The organism is Cohnella thailandensis (genome assembly GCF_014212135.1).
Lineage (GTDB): Bacteria > Bacillota > Bacilli > Paenibacillales > Paenibacillaceae > Cohnella > Cohnella thailandensis.
Map to the genome: position 1 here is coordinate 1 of NZ_JACJVQ010000023.1, position 19,405 is coordinate 19,405.

Here is a 19,405-nt window from a genome sequence, read left to right on the forward strand (position 1 = left end):
CTTACTTTTGGGACAGCCCCTCCTAAACCATTTATCACATGTCATTATTCGCTATCGTTTGGCAAGCCGATCGTTCCCGCTTGGGCGTCGGCCGGATCCGTCACGCTGTCCGTCGCTTGCCCGTTGTCCGGAATGACGCGGCGTGCCGTGACATAAGTGCGATCCCAGACGCTGCCTTCGAAATCAGAGATCGTCACGCCGATTCCGACCCGGTACGTTTGCAATACTTTTCCGTTGCCCATATAAATGCTGACGTGATTAATGACTCCATCCTTGTTCGTATCGGAGAAGATAAGGTCTCCCGGCTGCAAATCCTCCTTGGAGACGGCCGTTCCGACCTCGGCTTGCTGCCTCGAAGAGCGCGGAAGGTCGATTCCATTCTGCTTAAACACGTATTGAGTAAACGAAGAGCAGTCGAACGTGCCGGTTTGACCGCCTTTCGCGCCGAATTCGTAGTCGACGCCGAGATATTGTTTGCCCGTGGCGATGATTTTATCCGCAAGCGTCGACGTCGATACGCCCGCCGTTACATCAGTCGTTGCATCCGCCGCGGCTTCGGCGGCAGCGGCGGATGCCGGCTGCGCCGTCAGCAGCGCGCTGCCGGAGAACAGGATCGCCAGGCTTAAGCCCACGCCCGCGAACGTCTTGCCGATTCGGTTCGTTTTAGAGGTATATGGAAATTCGTTATGCATAAGATGATGTCCTCCTTAGTAGTCAAAGGATCGGGTCGATGCCCATAACCACCATAACATAAGATTTGAACCCATCACTTCCCAGAGAAAACCCGAATCCTTGTCCTCCGGCCGTTAGGCACAAATAATTAAAACTCCATTAGAAAATCATAATCCAAATCCTTTTGAGTTTATTTTCCTTTTATGAACGCCTTGTATGGTAAGAAGAGACCTTCGACAAGGAGAGAAGAGCATGAAGCCGGAATCCAGAATCGCCATCGTGTATTCGAAGTTCGGGGACGGACACCTTAAAGTCGCTCAGGCGCTGAAGCAATCGTTCGAATCGCACGGTTACCGCAACGTCCGCCTTTACGACTTGCTTGAAGAGACCCATCCCCGATTGAATGCGGTATCGCGAAGGTTTTATTTGAAGAGCGCAAGCTATGCTCCGCGGGTATACGGCTTTATCTACCGGGCGACTAACGTCAAGCCGAGCCGGTTGGTCAGCCGCCTCTTCCATTCCGTCGGCATGAAACGGCTGCGAGAGGAATGGGCGAGAGAGCGTCCGGATTTGGTCATCCACACCTTTCCGCTGCTCGCGGCCGACGAGCTGCGCTACAAGCTCCGGCATGACATTCCGACGATTACGGTAATCACGGATTACGTTCTGCATACGAGGTGGGTCCATCGGAACACGAGCATGTACTTCGTCGGCTGCGAATCGCTAAAGCGGTCCTTGTCGGCCGCGGGAGTTCCGGCCAGCAAGATTGCCGTAACGGGAATCCCGTTGCGGGAAGCGTTCCGGCAGACGCGCAGCCGGGAAGAGCTGTGCCGCCAATATAAGCTGGAAGCCGATCGCTCCCGCATTCTGATGATGGCGGGAGCCTATGGCGTTCAAACCTCGGTTAAGGCGATAATGGATACGGTACTGGCGAACGCCGACAGCGATGTGATCGTCGTATGCGGCAAGAACGCCAAGTTAAAGAGAAGCTTGGAAGCCGAGTACGCCTCGAGCTCGCGCGTCACCCTGATCGGATACGCGGACCATATTCACGAGCTGATGGCGATGTCCGATTGCTTGTTGACGAAGGCCGGAGGCATCACCTTAACGGAGGCGATGGCGATGTCGCTGCCGACGGTCGTGTACCGGCCTCTGCCCGGCCAGGAACGGGGCAATGCGGAATATTTATCCGCTATGGGAGCGGTCCGAGTCGCTTATCGTATCGAAGAGCTGGCTTTGCAGCTAAGAATCGCGCTCAGCAAGGATGGAGCCGGCAGAATGAAGGAAGCGATGAGAAGCCTTTATCGACAGGAATCGGTCTCTACTATCGCAAGTCGCTTATATCGGTAGGATAACGTTGTTCTTTAGCGAACAAGGCGTGTATTATAGAGAGGTACGATTCTTTCCTACTTTCATTTAGCGAGTCAACGAGGTGCGCCATCGTGAAGATTGGATTTTTCGACTCTGGGGTGGGCGGACTTACCGTCCTCTATCAAGCTCTTGAATTGCTACCCAAAGAGGATTATATATTCTATGCGGATACCGACCACGTTCCTTACGGCGAGAAGCCGAAGGAGGAGGTCAAGCGATTCGTGACCGAAGCGGTCGATTTTATCGCCGCTCAAGGCGTCAAGGCGATCGTAATCGCCTGCAACACGGCGACGAGCATCGTGATCGAAGACCTGCGGGCGCGATACGATTTTCCGATACTGGGAATCGAACCGGCCGTGAAGCCTGCCGTTCTGGAGAACAAGGAGCGGAACAAGAAAGTGCTCGTTCTGGCTACCCGCCTCACCCTGCAGGAGGAGAAATACAAGAAACTGGTGAGAAGCCTGGACTGCGAGCATAAAGTCGAAAGCTTGCCTCTTCCGGGGCTTGTGGAGCTCGCGGAAGCGTTCGAGTTCTCCGACGACGCGGTGCTGCCTTATTTGCGAGAGCAATTGAAGAACGTGGACATAAAAGAAGTCGGGACCGTCGTTCTGGGCTGCACGCATTTTCCTTATTTCCGGACGGCGCTGCGCAAGTTGTTCGGCAACGAGGTTCATTTCGTCGACGGCAGCGTCGGCACCGCCAAGCAGTTGAGAAGATTGCTGAACAATCGTCTCGAGGAAGGCGACGGCACCGTTCGGTTTTATGAATCCGGACGTCTCGTCAGGGACGAAGCCAAGCTGAGCCGGTACCGGCATCTGATGGAGCGCCTGAGAGAAGATAATCCGGTAACGAGCTAAGGGATAGCCGAGCCCGGGAAGGACGGCAGCAGGTTAAGCGCGATCGATCATCGCTCCGCCGTCCTATCCTCCAGGAAATCTTGAACCAGCTTGTTGAATAGTTCCGGCTGGCACAGGTTGCATAGGTGAAAAGCATCCGGGATGGTCGCGAATTCCCCGTAAGGAAGCCGATGAGCCGTATCCTGCATGTTGCGAACGTCCGTCTCCGCCTGATCGCCGGCAATGCAGCAGGCCGGGATTCGAATGAGAGGGAGAAGCGCGGTGTAATCGACCTGGTTCGTCGCCAAGCTTTGGACCAGCATTTCGCTAGTTCTTTTGTGAAGCATGCTTTTCCGAATAATGCGATAAGCGAGATCCCAACGGTTGTACATGACCTTCAACGAGCGCAGAAATAGCTCTCCGGGCAAGTAGTTAGCCAACTGGCTGACCAGCCAGAGGGACCGCCAGACTTTCTCCGACGGCGAAGTGGCCGTATTCTTGCTCAAACTATCCGCAAGGATAAGGGCCCGGACTTGATTCGGATACAGGTAGGCGAACCGTTGGGCTAGAATTCCTCCGTAATCCGCCCCGATCAGCACCGCGCCGCGAACGCCCAAGAACCCGAGCAGCAGGCTCAAATCCTCGCACTGAATATCGATCACCTTGGCGGAAGGGGCCTGAAGCTTGCCGGACTGCCCGTTGCCTCTAAGGTCGACGGCGATGACTTGATAGGAAGCCTTGAAATAATCGATCTGAGGCTGGAACATCTCATGCGTCAGCCCGTGACCATGTATAAAAAGCAGAGGAGTCCCCCGGCCGGATATTTCATAATAGAGCGAAGTTCCATTAACCCTGTGAACAGGCATCGATTCGCATCTCCTTAGAAGATAGAAGGTGAGCGAGGGCAACAAAAAAAGCCGAAAGAAGAGGAACTCTTCTCGCGGCTTCTAAAGCCATGGCGAATAGGCGCCATGGCTTTCGCGCGTTGGGCAGTTGCCTCTCGTTACGCTTGCGAGGTTAGCTGACGGATTAGGACGTGAGAGTCGCCCTTCCATAATGGATTCACCCCGGAGCGCGAGCCGCGCTCGAATGGTTCCCCCGCTTCCCGAATCGGGAATTAAGCGTTAAGCGATTAGTAGATTATCATTTATTCAATGAATCCCATCATACTCCTAATCTTAGTTATTGTAAAATAAAGAAATTCGATCGCGATCGGGCAGCGGCGCTTTTCTTCGGGAACCGGTTGACATGGAGTTGACTCCAGATTCTAAAATGAAATCATCCAGCGCTGGAAAGGGGCGATTCGATGTATTCCATCGGGCAAACGGCCAAGCTGACGGGGTTAAGCATCGATACGCTCCGCTATTACGAGAAAATCGGCTTGACGAAGCCGCCTGTCAGAGCTAAGGGACGTCTACGATCGTATAGCGAGGAGGACGTCCGGTTCTTAATCTCGTTGCAATGCTTAAAGAAGACGGGATTAACGCTCGTCGAGATGAAGGCGTTTCTGATGGAAGGTCAATGCTATGCGAACCCCTATTTCCCGCTTAGCGCGGAGGACAGGGAGACCATCGAGAGCCGAACGAGTATTCTTGCGGAGCATCTGGCGAGAATGGAGGCTCAATATGCGGCGCTTGCCAGTCTGATGGAGCAGACGAAGGAGAAGTTGGAGGTCTACCGAGAATTGTTGGCAAAGGAGGCGACGAAGCCGTGAAAATCGCAACGATCGGCTCGGGGAACATGGGCGGCACGTTGGGCAGGCGGTGGGCGGCGGTCGGGCATCGCGTAACCTTCGGATCCAGGGAGCCGAACAGCGAGAAGATGAGGCTTCTGCTTCAGGCATCCGGACCTCAAGCGGAAGCCGCTACGATACGGGAAGCCGTCGAGCGCAGCGACGTCATCTTGCTGGCCGTCATGGCTGAAGACATTGAACGGGCATTGTCGGAAGCAGGGGATCTGAAAGGCAAGCTTCTTATCAATTGCACCATCTGTTTCGATGGAACGTCTGCGGACGCGAAGGTGCGGAGCCTCGTTCGAGATGCACGGGTGGTTCGGGCATTCCATAACTTTACCTGGGAGGTGCTGGCGAACCCATGTTACGAGGGCGGCCGCGCCGCCGCATTCCTAAGCGGGGACGACCCCGAGGCCGTAGCCGTCGTTGCGTCCTTGGCGACGGACATCGGCCTGGATGCGATCGACGTCGGCGATCCGGAATCGATGGCGAAGGTGGAAGCGGCGGTCGGAATGCTATGGGGAGTTCTCGGCAGCCGGTTCGGGCGAGAATACAGTCTTGGTGTGCTCAGGCGATAGAGGAACGGTCAGCAGGGATTGATCCTGCTGTCCTTTTTTTGCTTGAATTAAAAATATGTATGCGATATATTGCATATTATAAGTCGAATAAGTTAGGATGATCCAAAATGCCGATTCCTCGCAATTACGTAACGCCTGTTCGAATGTCCGCCAAGGAACGAGCGTTCTCCCAGATTCAACGCTGGATTATCGACGGAACGCTGCAGCCGGGCGAGAAGCTGCTCGACGCCGAGTTGGCGGAGACGCTTGGCGTGAGCCGTACGCCGATTCGCGAAGCCTTTCAGCTGCTCGAAGTGCAGGGGCTTGTCGAGACGCACCCCGGCAAAGAAACGAAAGTCACCAGGATTAAGAAAGACGATATTTTCAAAATGTACTCGACCATGGCCGCGCTTCAATCGCTTGCCGCCGAAATGACCGCGACGACGATCGTGATGGAACAGATCGAGCAGTTGAGGGCGATCAACTCGGAATTCGAGAATGCCATCAAGAGCGGGCAAGCCTATCAAGCGATGGAGGCGGACGAACAGTTCCACAACCTGATCGTCGAGCTTGCCGACAATCCGTATGTCGCTTCCTTTAACGCTTCCCTTCAGATCCACATCCGGCGCTTTAAGTACGTGTTCCTTAAGCAGCCGATCGCGGCAACGCAAGCCTCGGTCGAAGAGCATGCCGAGATAATAGAAGCGTTTGAGGGACGAGACGGCGAGCGCGCGCTAGCCATGATGAAGCAAAATTTTATACGGCCGATGAAGGAATTGCACGGATTACTTTAACAGGATAGGGGAGAGGAATCATGGCGGGCAAAAAAGATCTGCGCATTCGCAGCAAGGCGATCAGCGAGGGAGTCAATCGGGTGCCGAACCGGGCGATGCTTCGCGCAGTCGGGTTTACGGACGAGGATTTCAAGAAGCCGATGATCGGCGTCGCCAGTACGTGGAGCGAAGTTACCCCTTGCAATATGCACATTAACGATCTGGCGGCGAATGCCAAACGGGGAGTACGGGAGAGCGGCGGCGCGCCGCTGATCTTCAATACGATTACGGTATCGGATGGAATCTCGATGGGTCACGAGGGGATGTTGTTCTCTCTGCCCAGCCGCGAGACGATCGCGGATTCGATCGAGATCGTATCCGGGGCGGAACGCTTCGACGGCCTCGTTGCCGTAGGCGGCTGCGACAAAAATACGCCTGCTAGCCTGATGGCGATCGGGAGGCTGAACATTCCCGCCGTTTACGTGTACGGCGGAACGATTCAGCCGGGAGAGCTCGATGGCAAGAAGGTGGATATCGTCACGGCGTTTGAGGCCGTCGGCCAATATCACGACGGGAGAATGACGGATGAGCAGCTTCACAAGGTCGAATGCAGCGTGTGCCCGGGACCGGGGGCTTGCGGCGGCATGTACACGGCCAACACGATGGCCGCGGCGGCGGAAGCGATGGGGATGAGCCTCCCGGGCTCCTCCTCGACGCCGGCGATTTCGCCGGCCAAAGCGGCGGAATGCGCGGCAGCGGGCCGGCAGGTGCTCACGCTTCTCGAGCGGGATATCTATCAAGAGACATCATGACGAAGCAAGCTTTCGAGAATGCCATTACGGTAGTCATGGCGTTAGGCGGCTCGACGAATGCGTTCCTGCATTTGCTGGCGATCGCCCATTCCGTCGACGTCGATCTCACGCTGGACGATTTCGAACGGATTCGGCAGCGCGTGCCCCACCTGGCCGATCTGAAGCCGAGCGGTAAATTCGTCATGCAGGATTTAAACGACATCGGAGGCGTACAGGGCGTGATGAAGCTTCTTCTCGCGGAAGGCCTGCTGCATGGGGACTGCATGACCGTAACGGGCAGAACATTGGCGGAGAACCTAGCGGAGGCAGCGCCACTGCAAGCCGATCAGGAGATTATCCGCCCGTTGGATCATCCGTTGAAACCGACAGGGCCTCTGGTTGTCCTAAGAGGCAATCTCGCCCCCGAAGGAGCCGTGGCCAAAATGTCGGGGATGAAAAAGCTGCGCTTTGTCGGTCAGGCGAAGGTATACGACAGCGAGGAAGAAGCAACCGAGGCTATTTTAAGGGATGAGATCGTAAAAGGAGACGTGCTCGTCATCCGCTACTGCGGTCCGAAAGGCGGGCCCGGGATGCCGGAGATGCTCTCGGTTACGGCGCTTATCGTAGGCAAGGGACTGGGAGGGGAAGTCGCGCTGATGACGGACGGCCGCTTCTCGGGAGGCTCCCATGGGTTTGTCGTCGGCCACGTCTCTCCCGAAGCCCAGGTCGGAGGGCCGATCGCATTGCTGAAGACGGGAGACATCGTCACTATCGACAGCGAGTCGCAAGTCATTACGATGGAGGTGTCGGACGAGGAGCTGGCGGCACGCGCTCAAGCTTGGGTAAAGCCTCCGCTGAAGGTATCGAAGGGAGCGCTCGCCAAGTACGCGCGATTGGTAGCTTCCGCCTCCAGAGGCGCAGTTACCGATCTTCCGGATTGATTCGGCCTTACCGAGAATGGTTAGCCCCCCTTTGTGAAAAGATAATTCCAGCATCGTTAGCACACCTTGGCAAAGGGGCCATGTTCATGATTCAACTTCCTCAGCTGCCGCAATCCTATTGGACCGCGTCTGCCGACATCCCCGAATTTCCCCGAACGGAAGGCGATATGTCTGCGGACGTGGTCATCGTCGGCGCGGGAATCACGGGTATAACCGCGGGTTACCTGCTCGCTCAAGAAGGACGCAGCGTCATCTTGCTGGAAGCGGGCCGAGTCCTCCACGGCACCACCGGCCATACGACGGCCAAGATTACCGCCCAACACGGCGTCATTTACGACGAATTGATCGGCCATTTCGGCGAAGATAAAGCCCGGCTGTATTACGAAGCGAACCGGAATGCCCTGCAATTCATCAAACAAACGGTGGAGTCGGAGAAGATCGGGTGCGATTTCTCCGTTCAGGACGCCATAATCTATGCGGAATCGGAGCAAACGGCAAGCCAATTGGAGAAGGAACGGCAGGCGTATGCCAAGCTTGGAATCGCGGGCGAGATAAGAGGGAGCATCGGGCTGCCGGTCCCGATCAAGTCCGCGTTGGCGATGACCGATCAGGCTCAATTCCACCCGCTCTCCTATTTAACGGCATTAATAACTAGAGCGGTACAACGGGGCGCCCAAGTATTCGAGAAGACGACGGTCGTTAAAGTCGAAGAAGGGGAGAACCCCGTCGTCGTAACGGAAGAAGGGCACCGTATCCAAGGACGGCATGTCATTTCCGCTTCCCATTTTCCCTTTATGGATTGGAAAGGCTTCTACTTCGCGCGAATGCATGCGGAAAGATCGTATGTGCTCGGCGTCAAGACCGGGCAGCCTTATCCGGGCGGTATGTACATCAACGTCGACAAGCCGAAGCGGTCGGTCCGGTTGGCGCTGGACTGGCCGGAGCCTTTGATCCTGATCGGGGGAGACGGACACAAAGCCGGGCAGAGCACCTGCACGATCAACCATTACGAGGCTCTGCAGGCGTTCGCCGAAACCCATTTCGACGTCAAGGAGATCGCTTATCGGTGGTCTACGCAGGATCTCGTTACTTTGGACAAGGTTCCGTATGTCGGAAGGGTGACTCAAGAAACCGATAACGTTCTGGTGGCGACAGGTTATCGCAAGTGGGGCATGACGAACGGGACCGCCGCCGCCCATATGCTGAAGAACCTTGTCCTGGGAATCGACGATCCTTACCTTGCCATATACGAACCATCCCGGTTCCATGCCGATCCGGATATCCGAACCTTCGTCACGAACAATCTGGACGTCGCCAAGAACCTGATTGCCGGCAAAACGGAAATGGTACACCGTTCCCCGAGCGAAGTCGGAGCCAACGAAGGCTCCGTGGTCCGGGTGAACGGCAAACGGGCCGGCGCTTACCGCGATCCCGACGGCGCTCTTCACCTGGTGGACACCACTTGCACCCATATGGGATGCGAGACGGTCTGGAACGATGGGGACCGTACCTGGGATTGTCCTTGCCACGGCTCTCGTTTTTCTTATACGGGCGATGTGATCGAAGGCCCGGCGAAGAAACCGTTGAAGCGGCTGGAGTCGGAGGCCCAATAATCTCGAGAACAGCCGCGCGCGCCGCGGCTGTTTTCTTTTGCGGTTTTTCTAGTATAGTAAACGATGAAGAGATTGGTTTCGCGAAAGGAGACCGACAACCAAAGGAGAGCTTCCATTGTCGAACTTCAAGGCTTATTATTCATTTGTCAAACCGTATTGGCACCTAGTTCTGGCCACCGTATTGATCGGAATCGTCAAGTTCGCCATTCCGCTGACCTTGCCCCTGCTGCTGAAGTATGTAGTGGACGAGGTGTTGCTCGGCGAACAAGCGGATGCGGAGAGGATCAGGAGCCTATTGACCGTTATCGGCGCGGCGTCCGTTCTGTTTATCGTGGTTCGCTACCCGATCGAGTATTACCGCCAGTACTTCGCGCAGCTTATAACGTCCAGAACGCTGTTCGATATCCGCAATCGGCTGTACGATCATGCCCAGCGCCTGTCGCTCCGCTATTACCAGAACCATAAGACCGGCGAGATTATCTCGCGGATGATGAACGACGTCGAGCAGACGAAGGGACTCGTGGAGACGGGGATGATGAATATATGGCTGGACGTCATCACGTTATCCATCGCTATAGGCATAATGAGCTACATGGATTCTTCCTTGACTCTCGTGTCGATCGCCATTCTCCCGTTCTATGCCATTGCCGTAAAGCTTCTCTATAAGAAATTAAGGATGTTAACGAAATCCCGATCCCAATCTCTCGCGGAGATGCAAGGTTATTTGCATGAACGGATTAACGGGATTCCCGTCATCAAGAGCTTTACGCTCGAGCAGAACGAGCTGCGCCAATTCGGGAAGAAGAACGAGCAATTCCTGAAGCGAGCCCTGGCCCATACGCGCTGGAACGCGCTGACCAACGGAATCATCAACACGCTTACCGACATCGCTCCGCTTCTGGTCATCGCCTACGGCGGCTATCAGGTTATCCAGGGTCATCTGACCGTCGGCGGTTTTGTCGCTTTCTTCGGCTACTTGGAACGGCTTTACAATCCGCTGAGGCGCATCGTCAACTCCTCGACGGAATTGACGCAAGCGAGCGCGTCGCTCGAGAGGGTTCTCGAGTTCATGCAGGAGCCGTACGACGTGACGGACGCTCCCGGCGCGAAGCCGATGCGAGAGATCGAAGGCGACGTTCGCTTCGAGAACGTATGGTTTAAGTACGCGGAAGACTCCGACTGGATCCTGAAGGGAATTCAGCTGCATATTCGCCCGGGAGAGACCGTGGCGTTGGTGGGCATGAGCGGAGGGGGCAAATCCTCGATCGTCAGCCTGATTCCCCGACTTTACGACATCCAGTCCGGCTCCGTCGCGATCGACGGCCAGGACATCCGCCAGGTCACGCTCCAGAGCCTTCGCAGCCAGATCGGAGTCGTGCTGCAGGACAACATTCTGTTCAGCGGAACGATCCGGGAGAACATCCTGTTCGGAAGGCCCGGAGCGAAGGATGAGGAGGTGCTCCAAGCCGCCAGGGCCGCCAATGCCCACGATTTTATCCTCGATCTGCCGCAAGGCTACGAGACGCAAATCGGCGAGCGGGGCGTCAAGCTGTCCGGAGGCCAGAAGCAGCGTATCGCCATCGCGCGCGTCTTCTTGAAGAACCCGAAGCTGATCATCCTGGACGAGGCGACCTCCGCGCTGGACCTCGAGTCCGAGCATCTGGTGCAGGATTCGCTGGAGAGGCTCGCCCGCGACCGCACGACCATCGTGATCGCGCACCGGTTGTCAACGATCACGCATGCGGATAAAATCATCCTTATCGAACACGGTCAGATCAAAGAAGAAGGAACTCATCGAGAGCTCATGGAAGTAGGCGGATCTTATGCCCGCTTGTTCAATATCCAGACGATTGGAGAGGGAGGAACCCGGCATGCAAACGATAAGACGAATGATGGAGCACCTGTATTGGGCTGACCGGCGGATCATGGAGGCGCTGGACGAGAACGGAACCAAGGACAAGGATATTCTTAAGCTCGTCCGGCACGTCGCCGTCGCGGAGCAAGTATGGCTGTCCCGTCTGGAGGGAAAAGGCAGCTCGCAATATGCGTTATGGGAAGAGGAAGACGACGTCGGGACGCTGAAAACGATGTTCGAGGAGAATGAACGGCGGTATCGAAACTACATCGATCGGCTTGAGGAGAACAGGCTGGACGATATCGTCGAATACGCGAACCAGAGCGGCGTCCCTTTCCGGACGTCCGTCCGAGACATTCTGTCGCAGGTTCTCCTGCACGGCCAATACCACCGTGGCCAGATCAACCGCGCGCTTCGGCAGGATTCGGCGGAGCCCGTCCAAGTCGATTTTATTACGTTTGCCCGGCTTTAATACATTAATCCTAATACAGAGAAGTCCTCGCCCAGCGAGGGCTTTTTTGTTTGGGTTGCGTCTGGGAGAGATTTGGGAGTGCGGTCGGCTAGAGTCGGAAGAAGAGCGGAGAGACGCTGTCGAGAGGAGAAAAAGGACATTGCAATCGATAATGAACCAAGACACGAACGGTAAGGGAAGGATCGTTCTAGGGAATACAGGTTTGCCGGATGGAGGCTGGGAGCGAGTCAAACGTCATTGGACGCGGCCCGCGGGAGAGCCTTGGTTGATCGGCGACTTGTACCCCGCGTTAGCTCGTCGTTTCGTGCGGAGCGTAACGATCGAACACCCGGAATCCTTCGACGAGGCGACCGGCAGGAGCGGAGTACTGTACCTGGCTAATCATCAGAATTTGCTGGAATCGCTGTTCTTCACGACGGTCATGTCCGCGATAACCGATAGACGAATCGGCACGATGATCAAAATCTGGATTCGGGACCATTGGATCGGACGTATGCTTGAGGGCGCGACCCGCTACCCCGAATTCGCGCCGGGCACCCTTTTTCCTTACCAACTGTTTTATTTCAACGATGCCGAGCCGCGCTCGATCTTCCGCTTGCTGTACGACATGAGGAACTTTATGCTGCTCGGCGGCAGCTGCATGGTGCACGTTGAAGGTACCCGGGCTTTCTCGAGCAAGCATCGCGTGACCAAGATCAGCGACAGCGTCATTCGTCTGGCGGCGGATGCCGGCGTTCCGATCATTCCCGTGCGCTTCTCCGGAGGACTTCCGGCGGAAGAGGTCGAGCGCAAGCCGATCTATCCTTATCGGCTGGTCGCGCAGGATATCCATGTGGGCCAAGCCATCGAGCCGGGCGCCCTAGCCGATTTGCCCATGAAGGACCGCAAGCAATACGTTCTCGACGCCATCAACGGAACGGGACCGGACCCGGATACCGAACGTTTGAACCAGGTCGATCCCGAATTCGAACGGGCGGTTCAATCCTGGTCGGAGGAAGCCGGTTGCCCGGAGGAGTTCGCCGTGCTCTATCAGGCGCTGCGAGGACTTGCTGCCGACGAACGCAGCAAGGATACCCAAGACCTCTTGAACGGGCGAGGAACGTCGGAATGGCCCGACACGCCCAAGGGGCAATGGATGGACGAATGGGCCGGACGATTGCTCGGCGAGCAAGGCAGTCAATTACTATCGATAGGAAGAGGACAAGGACGATGACAAACGGGAAAGCGATTTTGTTCGACTTCGGCGATACGCTAGTCTCTCACCTGGGCTCCAAATCGGGCATGTTCCGCTGGATCTGCGACCAAGCCGACGTGCCGCTTCCGGGCGATCCGGAGATCGTCCGGGCTGCGGCGGCAGCCGGCTGGCGAGAAGGGATGAAGCGGGTCAATCCGGCGGACTGGAAGGATTTAAGCTGGCGGGAGCACGTGTTTCGCGCAGGCTTGACGGAAGCGGGCATCAAGGAAGAGCTGGAAGGTTATATCGGGAAGTTGATGCGAATCAAGCTTCCGCGGCCGACGAACGCGGTCGGACCGAACGTCTATCGGCTGCTGGGCGAGCTGCGTGATCGGGGCTACAAGCTTGGAATCGTCAGCAATTATTACGGCAATCTGGCGGAAGCGCTGGAGCAGACGAAGCTTGCGCCGCTGTTCGATTCCGCCATCGATTCGGACGTCGTCGGATTGGAGAAGCCGGACCCGCGGATCTTCCGGTTGTGCTGCGACGAACTGGAGGTTGAACCCGCGGAAGCCGTCTACGTCGGCGACATGCCGCCTTACGACGTGGACGGCGCCATTCGCGCGGGTCTTCTTCCCATTCTTCTGGATCCATGCGGCATATGGAAGGAAGCGGGCGATTACGCGCATATCCCGAACATCCGTTCCTTGGATGAATTGGCGGACATTTTTCTCGAGTAGATTACGTTGCTCTAGAAGCGATCCGATATTCTGCTGGCTCGGCGTTGCTCAATGACTCTTTTCATCATGGCTCCCGCGCGGTCCCACGAATAGCGCTCCATATCCCGGCGTCCTTGCCTTCCTTTCTTAACGCACAACTCCGGATGGCGATACGCATGAAGAAGCTGGCTTTTTAAGCTTGCCAGATCCGCCTCCGCCCAAAGCTGTTCTCTACCGGAGAATAAGGATCGGAACCTTCGCGCGATGGCGTGGCGGCTGTTCATGCCGGTCCGGGGATTCTGCAGCTTATAACGGACGAGAAAGGAATTGCCCTCGTTTAAGAAGTCCATTTGTCCGCCCCAGCCGGTCGCAATGACGGGAATTCCGCTGGATAGTGCCTCCATGAAGGGCAATCCCACCCCTTCGCCTCTAGTCGGAAGGACAAAGGCATTGGCGAGAGCGTAGAGGCCGGCAAGCTGCACCGAATTCAAACGCTTCGCGATGACGAATATGGGAGCGGTTTGTTTGCGGATGCCGAGCCGTTTCTTATAGCTTGCGATTCGGTTCCGAATCCAACGTCCGGACTCGCGCGGAGAGTACCCGTTCGTCTTGATTATGAGCAGGACTTTATCGGATGCGGAGAATTGCTCCCAATAAGCCCTTAGCAAGGCTTCGGGGTTCTTGCGATGCTGGAAGCCGAATACCGAGAGAAAGACGAATCGTCCTTTGGCGCGCGCCAAGGGATATTTCGGGTTCCCGGGTTTAAACTTCGTCCGGTGAACCCCGTGCGGAACCCGATAGATAGGAATGCTGACGCCGCTTTGCCTTAAGGCGATTCGGTTAAACTCGGTCGGTACGCATACGGAGTCGAATTTATTGATTTTGGGAACCCAGCGACGCGGGACTCGGGTCGTCTCCCAGACCGTATTCAGTATAATACGGTCATACCGTTTCCGATCCTTTACCAGTGTCCACTTTCTGGGCAGTTGATGATAAATCAACACCTTACGTGCATGGAGTCGGCGTCTTCGTTTATTTTTATTAAGTCCGCGACCGACCTTGACGGCTATTCCTTGCCTGCGAAGAGCGGCCACGTATTCTCTGCTTGCGATCCCCAGCCCGGAGGCACGCTTGACGGGGCCTCTCCATACAACCAATAGCTTGCTCATATCACCGCGCCTTTCTGCGAATGCTCCCTTTAATCGATAGTTCAAAGTACATTCGCGTTCCCGTTTCGGCAACGGGCAAACAACCAGAAGGCGGAAGGAATTTCGCTTAAAGCGACATTATGCTTCCGAATGTTTAATATTCGGCCAAGCCGGTGACAATAGCGCGGTGCCTGTCGGTTACGCGACATTGCCATCGCGATTGATTGTTGTTCACCGATCTGTAACGATCTAAACTACAGATGGGACCCCAATGATGAAACCCGGTTTCAAAATATCTCATCATAGAAAGAAGCGAACATACATGGCAAAAACAGCGATCATTACCGGCGCCGCAGGCGGCATCGGCAAAGAGCTTGCACGTCGCCTGGCGGAACGCAACTTGAATCTGGTGCTTGTGGACCTGAACGAAGAGGCCGTTAAAGCGGTTATCGCGGAGCTCGGTCTGAACGATTCCAACTCCTTGGCGGTTGCGGCGGACGTCTCCAAGGAAGAAGACGTTCAAAACTACGTGAACAAAGCGGTGGAAAAGTTCGGTTCGATCGACTACTTCGCGAATAACGCCGGCATCGAAGGCCCGCTTGGCAACGTGGAAGACCTGAGCATCAAGGCGCTCGACCTCGTTTACAACGTGAACGTCCGCGGCGTATTCCTTGGCCTGCAATATGTCGTTCCGGTGATGAAGAAGCAAAAATCCGGAGCCATTCTGAATACTTCTTCTCTGGCCGGTCTGATGGGAGCTCCGGGCATGTCTCCTTACGTCATGTCCAAGCATGCGGTCATCGGCATTACCCGTTCCGTCGCGAACGAGCTGGCGCCGCTTGGCATCCGCGTCAACGCGGTCTTGCCGGGTACGATCAACACCCGCATGATGCGTCAAATCGAGAAGAATTCCGGCAATGCCGAGGATTACAAGAAATTGAACGAAGCGGCTACGCCGATGGGCCGATACGGCGAGCCGCAAGAGGTTGCGGCCGTGATGAACTTCCTTCTGTCCGACGAAGCCTCGTTCGTTACCTCTTCGCTCTACACCGTCGACGGGGGCATGGTCGCGCAATAAATCGTCGGATAGAATCAGCCCAAAGCGCAGCCGCTCTCTAGCCATAGAGAGGGCTGCGCTTTTTGTCGGACTTGAACGAGTATTCCATTGTTGCCTATAATTAAGGTCTGGACAACGACGAATCCCAGCTTAGGAGTTAACGGACCATGGATGACGCGAGCGACAGAAGGATCAACCGGACGCGGTCGGCTTTGAAAAGCGCCTTGGTGGAGCTCATTCTCGAGAAGGGCTACGGCTCCATTACCATCATGGATATCGCGAATCGGGCCGACTATAATCGCGGAACCTTCTATAAGCATTATTTGGACAAAGACGATTTATTGGCAGCCATTAAGCATGAGATTCTTCGGGAGCTGTCCGACGCGCTGCTGGCCCCGTACGAGGGATTGGATCGCGTGGACGCCGATAAGATATTCCCTTCCACGCTAAGGCTGCTGCAGCACATCGAGCTGCATAAAGACCAATTCGTCGCCATGATTTCCGCCAATAAAGATTTTTATTACGATATTTACAACATGCTGCACAATTCCATGATGAACGATATGCACATCGTCATCAAGGAAACGAAGGAACAAATCGATTACGAAATCATGCTCAGCTACCGAATGTCCGCTTTCGTCGGCGTTATCATGTACTGGGTAGAGACGGGCTTCAAATATTCGGCGAATTACATGGCGGAGCAAGTGTTGATTCAGGTGAATCGAAGCTTGGATTATATCGAGTTCAACAATCCCGGTTAACGGATCCTACGACCCGTTAATTTCGTAGCCGGGAGGATGCCGGCTTTGGCGATTCCGGTCATCTCGTCCCCGTCGACCACTGCTTCGAACTTTAAATTCAGGCGCATCGGCTTCGTTATTCGAAGGGACCAGGTTAGCGTGCCGTCCCGGAGCACCGGATCGATAAACTCGACCGCTTCGTCCCCTTGAACGGCGGTTCCGCGGATCGCGCCGTCCTTCGCCGTTATCGAGAGCCTGACCTGCAACTTCCCGACGGGAGTGGCGAGCGTCGCGTCCCATTCGCCGTCGAAGCCGGCGTCGGATCGGACTCCGGAAGAGAGCTCCGTTTCTCTAGTATCGCCCTCTTGAGTGCCAGAAGAGAGAAGGGGAGCCAACCCGCTTGCTCTCCAAACCGTGCCCCTCCGTTCGAATTCGAACAATTGTTCTACCGCGATTGCGATGCGCGGCCCCAGTTCGCGTTCCACCAAGTATAGAGCGACATCGAGACCGGAAGTGACCCCTCCGCCGCTCACCAGGTTGCCGTCATCCACCACGCGGGCCCGGACGGGATTGACCCCGGTCGCTCCGAGAAAATCCATGCCCAAGCGGTTCGTGACCGCGGACCTGCCTTCCAGCAAACCTCCCATAGCCAGCACCAGAGAACCCCCGCAAACCGTGGCGACGACGACGTCCTTTTGCTTGAGCGCTTGTTTCATGAGTTCGGTAATGGACGTGTTCGCGGCACGTCCAAGAAGAACGGGAATGGAATCGGGCCCGTCTCCTTCGAGTTCGCCGGATGCGCCCGGCACGAGGATGATTCCCGCGCGCTTGGGATCCAGCCTGCCGCTCGCTTCGATTTTTAATCCGTTGACGCCGCTGACGACGGACCTCGCTCCTTCGGCCGTCACGAATTCCACGCTTAACGCGTTGTCCGAATACATGGCGGCACCGCTGAAGACCTCGTAAGGCGCGATCGCGTCCATCAAATCGAAGCCGTCGAATAAAACGATTTGAACCTTTATCATAGAGAATTCCTCCTTAAATGACGTCATAGGCATCCTAACCTATGAATATCTCGAATGGTGGAGGGTAAAGGTCACAAAACGATAAACGCGCCGGTTTTACCTGTTTGCTACAGTTCCGGAACTGTTTCTCGTTGGCCGACAGACGGGAATATCCGTTATCGAATGCTGCCGATCGCTTCTTTTCACTCGATCCGGCCTTTGCTATGATGGAGCTTGGAGCGTTTAGCTTGTTAGGAAAGGGGCCAAAGGGAGTCCATGGACCAACGGGACCTTCGCATCCAGGAGCTGACGACGCTCAAGACGATCGCCGAGACGCTGAACGAATCTAACGATATGAGTTCGATGCTGAACGTCGTTCTGGAAAAGCTTCTGGAGCTGACGGGATTGACGGCCGGTTGGATGTTTATCGTCGACGAGCGGGGCACCTACGAATTCGCGGCCGGCAGCGGATTGCCTCCAGGCCTCAGCTATCGCGATGCCGAACCTATGCGAAGCGGGAGCTGCTGGTGCCTGAACCGTTACGGCGACGGGAGATTGAAGAACGCCGTCAACATCATGAATTGCAAACGGATCGAGAACGCGGCGGCATGCGACTGGGGAGACACCTGCGGGATTACGCACCATGCTACCGTTCCCTTGCGCTCCGGCAACAAGCGCTTCGGCCTGCTTAACGTGGCCGCTCCCGATAAAATACGCTTCGAAAAGGAAGAGCTTGCGCTGCTTCAGGCGGTCGCTTACCAGATCGGAAGCGCGATAGAACGAATGCGGCTGTACGCGGCGGAGCAGAGAAGAGCTTCGCTGTTCGCGAAGCTCGGCGAATACGGAAGCGCGCTAGGCGCGGAGGCGGCTCGAGCCAAGGAGCGTGCCGGGCTATGGAAGCATGCCATGGAGCTAATCGGCTGCCGCTTCGATTGGCCGAGCGCGGCGCTGCTCGAGCCGACAGGCGGGGATCTGACCGTGCGCGCCATCTATGCGGAGGGTCGAACGATCGTGCCTCAGCTTCAGATGGCGATGGATGTCATGGACTGGCATGAAGATAAATCGGTTAAGCTGAGCGCTGCTCCGATCCCGCAAGAAGAAGCCATGAAGCTCGCCGATTGGTTAGTCTGCCAAGGATTGCTGCCCAGAGTCGCGCAGGCAGCCGCTTCCCGGGTCGTCTTGCCGGGCAAAGGCGCCGCGGGCATCTTGCTGATCGGTTATGATCAACCAAGCGATCTCTACCGAACGGATGCCGAAGCGATCGAAGCGCTCGCCGGGCAGATCGGCGTGACGTTCGAGCGAGTTCGGACGGAAGAGAACCGGCGGGAGATCGCTCGCTTGGAGGAACGGAATAAGCTTGCAAGAGACCTGCACGATTCCGTAAACCAGACCTTGTTCTCGCTCGGGATGATGTCGCGCGGCGCCGCGAGTTTGCTTTCTTCAGGCCAAGAAGCTCTGCTTGTCGAGACGCTGCAGGATATGCAGGGGCTGTCCCAGCGCGCGCTGAAGGAGATGCGCGAGCTCATCATGCAGCTTCGGCCATCGGGTCTTGAAGAAGGATTGGCAACGGGCCTCAGGCAATACGGGGAACGGTTAAAGCTGAGCGTGCGCACCCAGGTCAATGGCGTCATGGAGCTACCGCGGACGGTCGAAGAGGCTTTATGGCGAATCGGCCAAGAGGCGATCAATAACGTTAGCAAGCATTCGGGAGCGACGGAGGTCGAGGTAAGACTGCTTCTCCAACCGAAGGAAGCGGTCTTGCGGATTACCGACCATGGTCGGGGCATCGCCCCGAAGAGATTGGCGGAATGGAAGCGCGACTCGATGGGCTTATCGTCGATGAGAGAGAGAGCGGAAGCGCTCGGAGGCCGATTCGCGCTGCATTCCGGAGTTAAAAGCGGGACGACTATCGAAGCGATCATTCCGCTGGCGGGAGCCGAATCGTTATAG

General features: G+C 56.1%; 17 protein-coding genes, 1 pseudogene and 1 riboswitch. Of the genes and pseudogenes, 14 read left to right on the forward strand and 4 right to left on the reverse strand.

Translation table 11 applies throughout. The features are described from left to right. Nucleotides 1-44: 44 nt before the first annotated feature. Complete coding sequence (locus H7B67_RS25290; protein WP_185122673.1) at nucleotides 45-692, reverse strand: C40 family peptidase; 648 nt, start codon at nucleotides 690-692, stop codon at nucleotides 45-47. Between the two features lie 232 nt (nucleotides 693-924). Here H7B67_RS25290 and H7B67_RS25295 point away from each other — a divergent pair, with 232 nt between their 5' ends. Together H7B67_RS25295 and murI are read left to right on the forward strand one after the other, a co-directional pair. Next, nucleotides 925-2,022 carry an MGDG synthase family glycosyltransferase gene (locus H7B67_RS25295; RefSeq protein WP_185122674.1) on the forward strand — a complete coding sequence of 366 codons (1,098 nt, stop codon included), beginning with the start codon at nucleotides 925-927 and terminating at the stop codon, nucleotides 2,020-2,022. Between the two features lie 92 nt (nucleotides 2,023-2,114). Next, entirely contained in the window at nucleotides 2,115-2,900 is a 786-nt protein-coding gene (gene murI, locus H7B67_RS25300; protein ID WP_185122675.1) for a glutamate racemase, read from the forward strand. A gap of 47 nt (nucleotides 2,901-2,947) precedes the next feature. Here murI and H7B67_RS25305 read toward each other — a convergent pair whose 3' ends face one another. Further along, nucleotides 2,948-3,745 carry an alpha/beta fold hydrolase gene (locus tag H7B67_RS25305; protein ID WP_185122676.1) on the reverse strand — a complete coding sequence of 266 codons (798 nt, stop codon included), beginning with the start codon at nucleotides 3,743-3,745 and terminating at the stop codon, nucleotides 2,948-2,950. Nucleotides 3,746-3,871: 126 nt separating this feature from the next. After that, a riboswitch (cyclic di-AMP (ydaO/yuaA leader) is annotated at nucleotides 3,872-4,013 on the reverse strand. Between the two features lie 172 nt (nucleotides 4,014-4,185). Here H7B67_RS25305 and H7B67_RS25310 point away from each other — a divergent pair. The 9 genes and pseudogenes from H7B67_RS25310 (at nucleotide 4,186) to H7B67_RS25350 (ending at nucleotide 13,527) form a co-directional block, all read left to right on the forward strand. After that, entirely contained in the window at nucleotides 4,186-4,593 is a 408-nt protein-coding gene (locus tag H7B67_RS25310; protein ID WP_185122677.1) for a MerR family transcriptional regulator, read from the forward strand. After that, nucleotides 4,590-5,189 (forward strand): NAD(P)-binding domain-containing protein, encoded by a 600-nt coding sequence (locus H7B67_RS25315; protein ID WP_185122678.1) that lies wholly within the window; start codon nucleotides 4,590-4,592, stop codon nucleotides 5,187-5,189. Before H7B67_RS25310 ends, H7B67_RS25315 begins: the two co-directional genes overlap by 4 nt. 107 nt (nucleotides 5,190-5,296) lie before the next feature. Then, the gene (locus H7B67_RS25320; RefSeq protein ID WP_185122679.1) at nucleotides 5,297-5,962 is read left to right on the forward strand and encodes a GntR family transcriptional regulator; all 666 of its coding nucleotides are present in this window, start codon (nucleotides 5,297-5,299) and stop codon (nucleotides 5,960-5,962) included. 20 nt (nucleotides 5,963-5,982) lie between these two features. Next, nucleotides 5,983-7,673: pseudogene (gene ilvD / locus H7B67_RS25325) on the forward strand (dihydroxy-acid dehydratase). Between the two features lie 80 nt (nucleotides 7,674-7,753). Then, the gene (locus H7B67_RS25330) at nucleotides 7,754-9,286 is read left to right on the forward strand and encodes an FAD-dependent oxidoreductase (protein ID WP_185122680.1); all 1,533 of its coding nucleotides are present in this window, start codon (nucleotides 7,754-7,756) and stop codon (nucleotides 9,284-9,286) included. A 115-nt stretch (nucleotides 9,287-9,401) separates the two neighbouring features. Further along, nucleotides 9,402-11,201: an ABC transporter ATP-binding protein gene (locus H7B67_RS25335; protein ID WP_185122681.1), complete on the forward strand. Its 1,800-nt coding sequence runs from the start codon at nucleotides 9,402-9,404 to the stop codon at nucleotides 11,199-11,201. Next, complete coding sequence (locus H7B67_RS25340; protein ID WP_185122682.1) at nucleotides 11,158-11,613, forward strand: DinB family protein; 456 nt, start codon at nucleotides 11,158-11,160, stop codon at nucleotides 11,611-11,613. Before H7B67_RS25335 ends, H7B67_RS25340 begins: the two co-directional genes overlap by 44 nt. A gap of 139 nt (nucleotides 11,614-11,752) precedes the next feature. Further along, a complete protein-coding gene (locus tag H7B67_RS25345; RefSeq protein WP_185122683.1) occupies nucleotides 11,753-12,826 on the forward strand; it encodes a lysophospholipid acyltransferase family protein in 1,074 nt (357 codons plus the stop codon). Continuing rightward, on the forward strand, nucleotides 12,823-13,527 hold the full coding sequence (locus tag H7B67_RS25350) for an HAD family hydrolase (RefSeq protein WP_185122684.1): 705 nt from the start codon (nucleotides 12,823-12,825) through the stop codon (nucleotides 13,525-13,527). The genes H7B67_RS25345 and H7B67_RS25350 overlap by 4 nt, the downstream gene beginning before the upstream one ends. Nucleotides 13,528-13,538: 11 nt before the next feature. On the opposite strand, the gene H7B67_RS25355 is transcribed toward H7B67_RS25350, so the two are convergent. Then, the gene (locus H7B67_RS25355; RefSeq protein WP_185122685.1) at nucleotides 13,539-14,675 is read right to left on the reverse strand and encodes a glycosyltransferase; all 1,137 of its coding nucleotides are present in this window, start codon (nucleotides 14,673-14,675) and stop codon (nucleotides 13,539-13,541) included. 301 nt (nucleotides 14,676-14,976) lie between these two features. Between H7B67_RS25355 and H7B67_RS25360 the strand changes: the two genes are divergently transcribed. Together H7B67_RS25360 and H7B67_RS25365 are read left to right on the forward strand one after the other, a co-directional pair. After that, complete coding sequence (locus H7B67_RS25360; protein WP_185122686.1) at nucleotides 14,977-15,732, forward strand: SDR family NAD(P)-dependent oxidoreductase; 756 nt, start codon at nucleotides 14,977-14,979, stop codon at nucleotides 15,730-15,732. 146 nt (nucleotides 15,733-15,878) lie between these two features. Beyond that, entirely contained in the window at nucleotides 15,879-16,472 is a 594-nt protein-coding gene (locus H7B67_RS25365) for a TetR/AcrR family transcriptional regulator (RefSeq protein ID WP_185122687.1), read from the forward strand. Here H7B67_RS25365 and H7B67_RS25370 read toward each other — a convergent pair. Then, nucleotides 16,469-17,476 carry a DJ-1/PfpI family protein gene (locus H7B67_RS25370; RefSeq protein ID WP_185122688.1) on the reverse strand — a complete coding sequence of 336 codons (1,008 nt, stop codon included), beginning with the start codon at nucleotides 17,474-17,476 and terminating at the stop codon, nucleotides 16,469-16,471. The two genes, H7B67_RS25365 and H7B67_RS25370, sit on opposite strands and share 4 nt — an antisense overlap. 255 nt (nucleotides 17,477-17,731) lie before the next feature. Here H7B67_RS25370 and H7B67_RS25375 point away from each other — a divergent pair, with 255 nt between their 5' ends. Next, nucleotides 17,732-19,405: a GAF domain-containing sensor histidine kinase gene (locus tag H7B67_RS25375; RefSeq protein ID WP_185122689.1), complete on the forward strand. Its 1,674-nt coding sequence runs from the start codon at nucleotides 17,732-17,734 to the stop codon at nucleotides 19,403-19,405.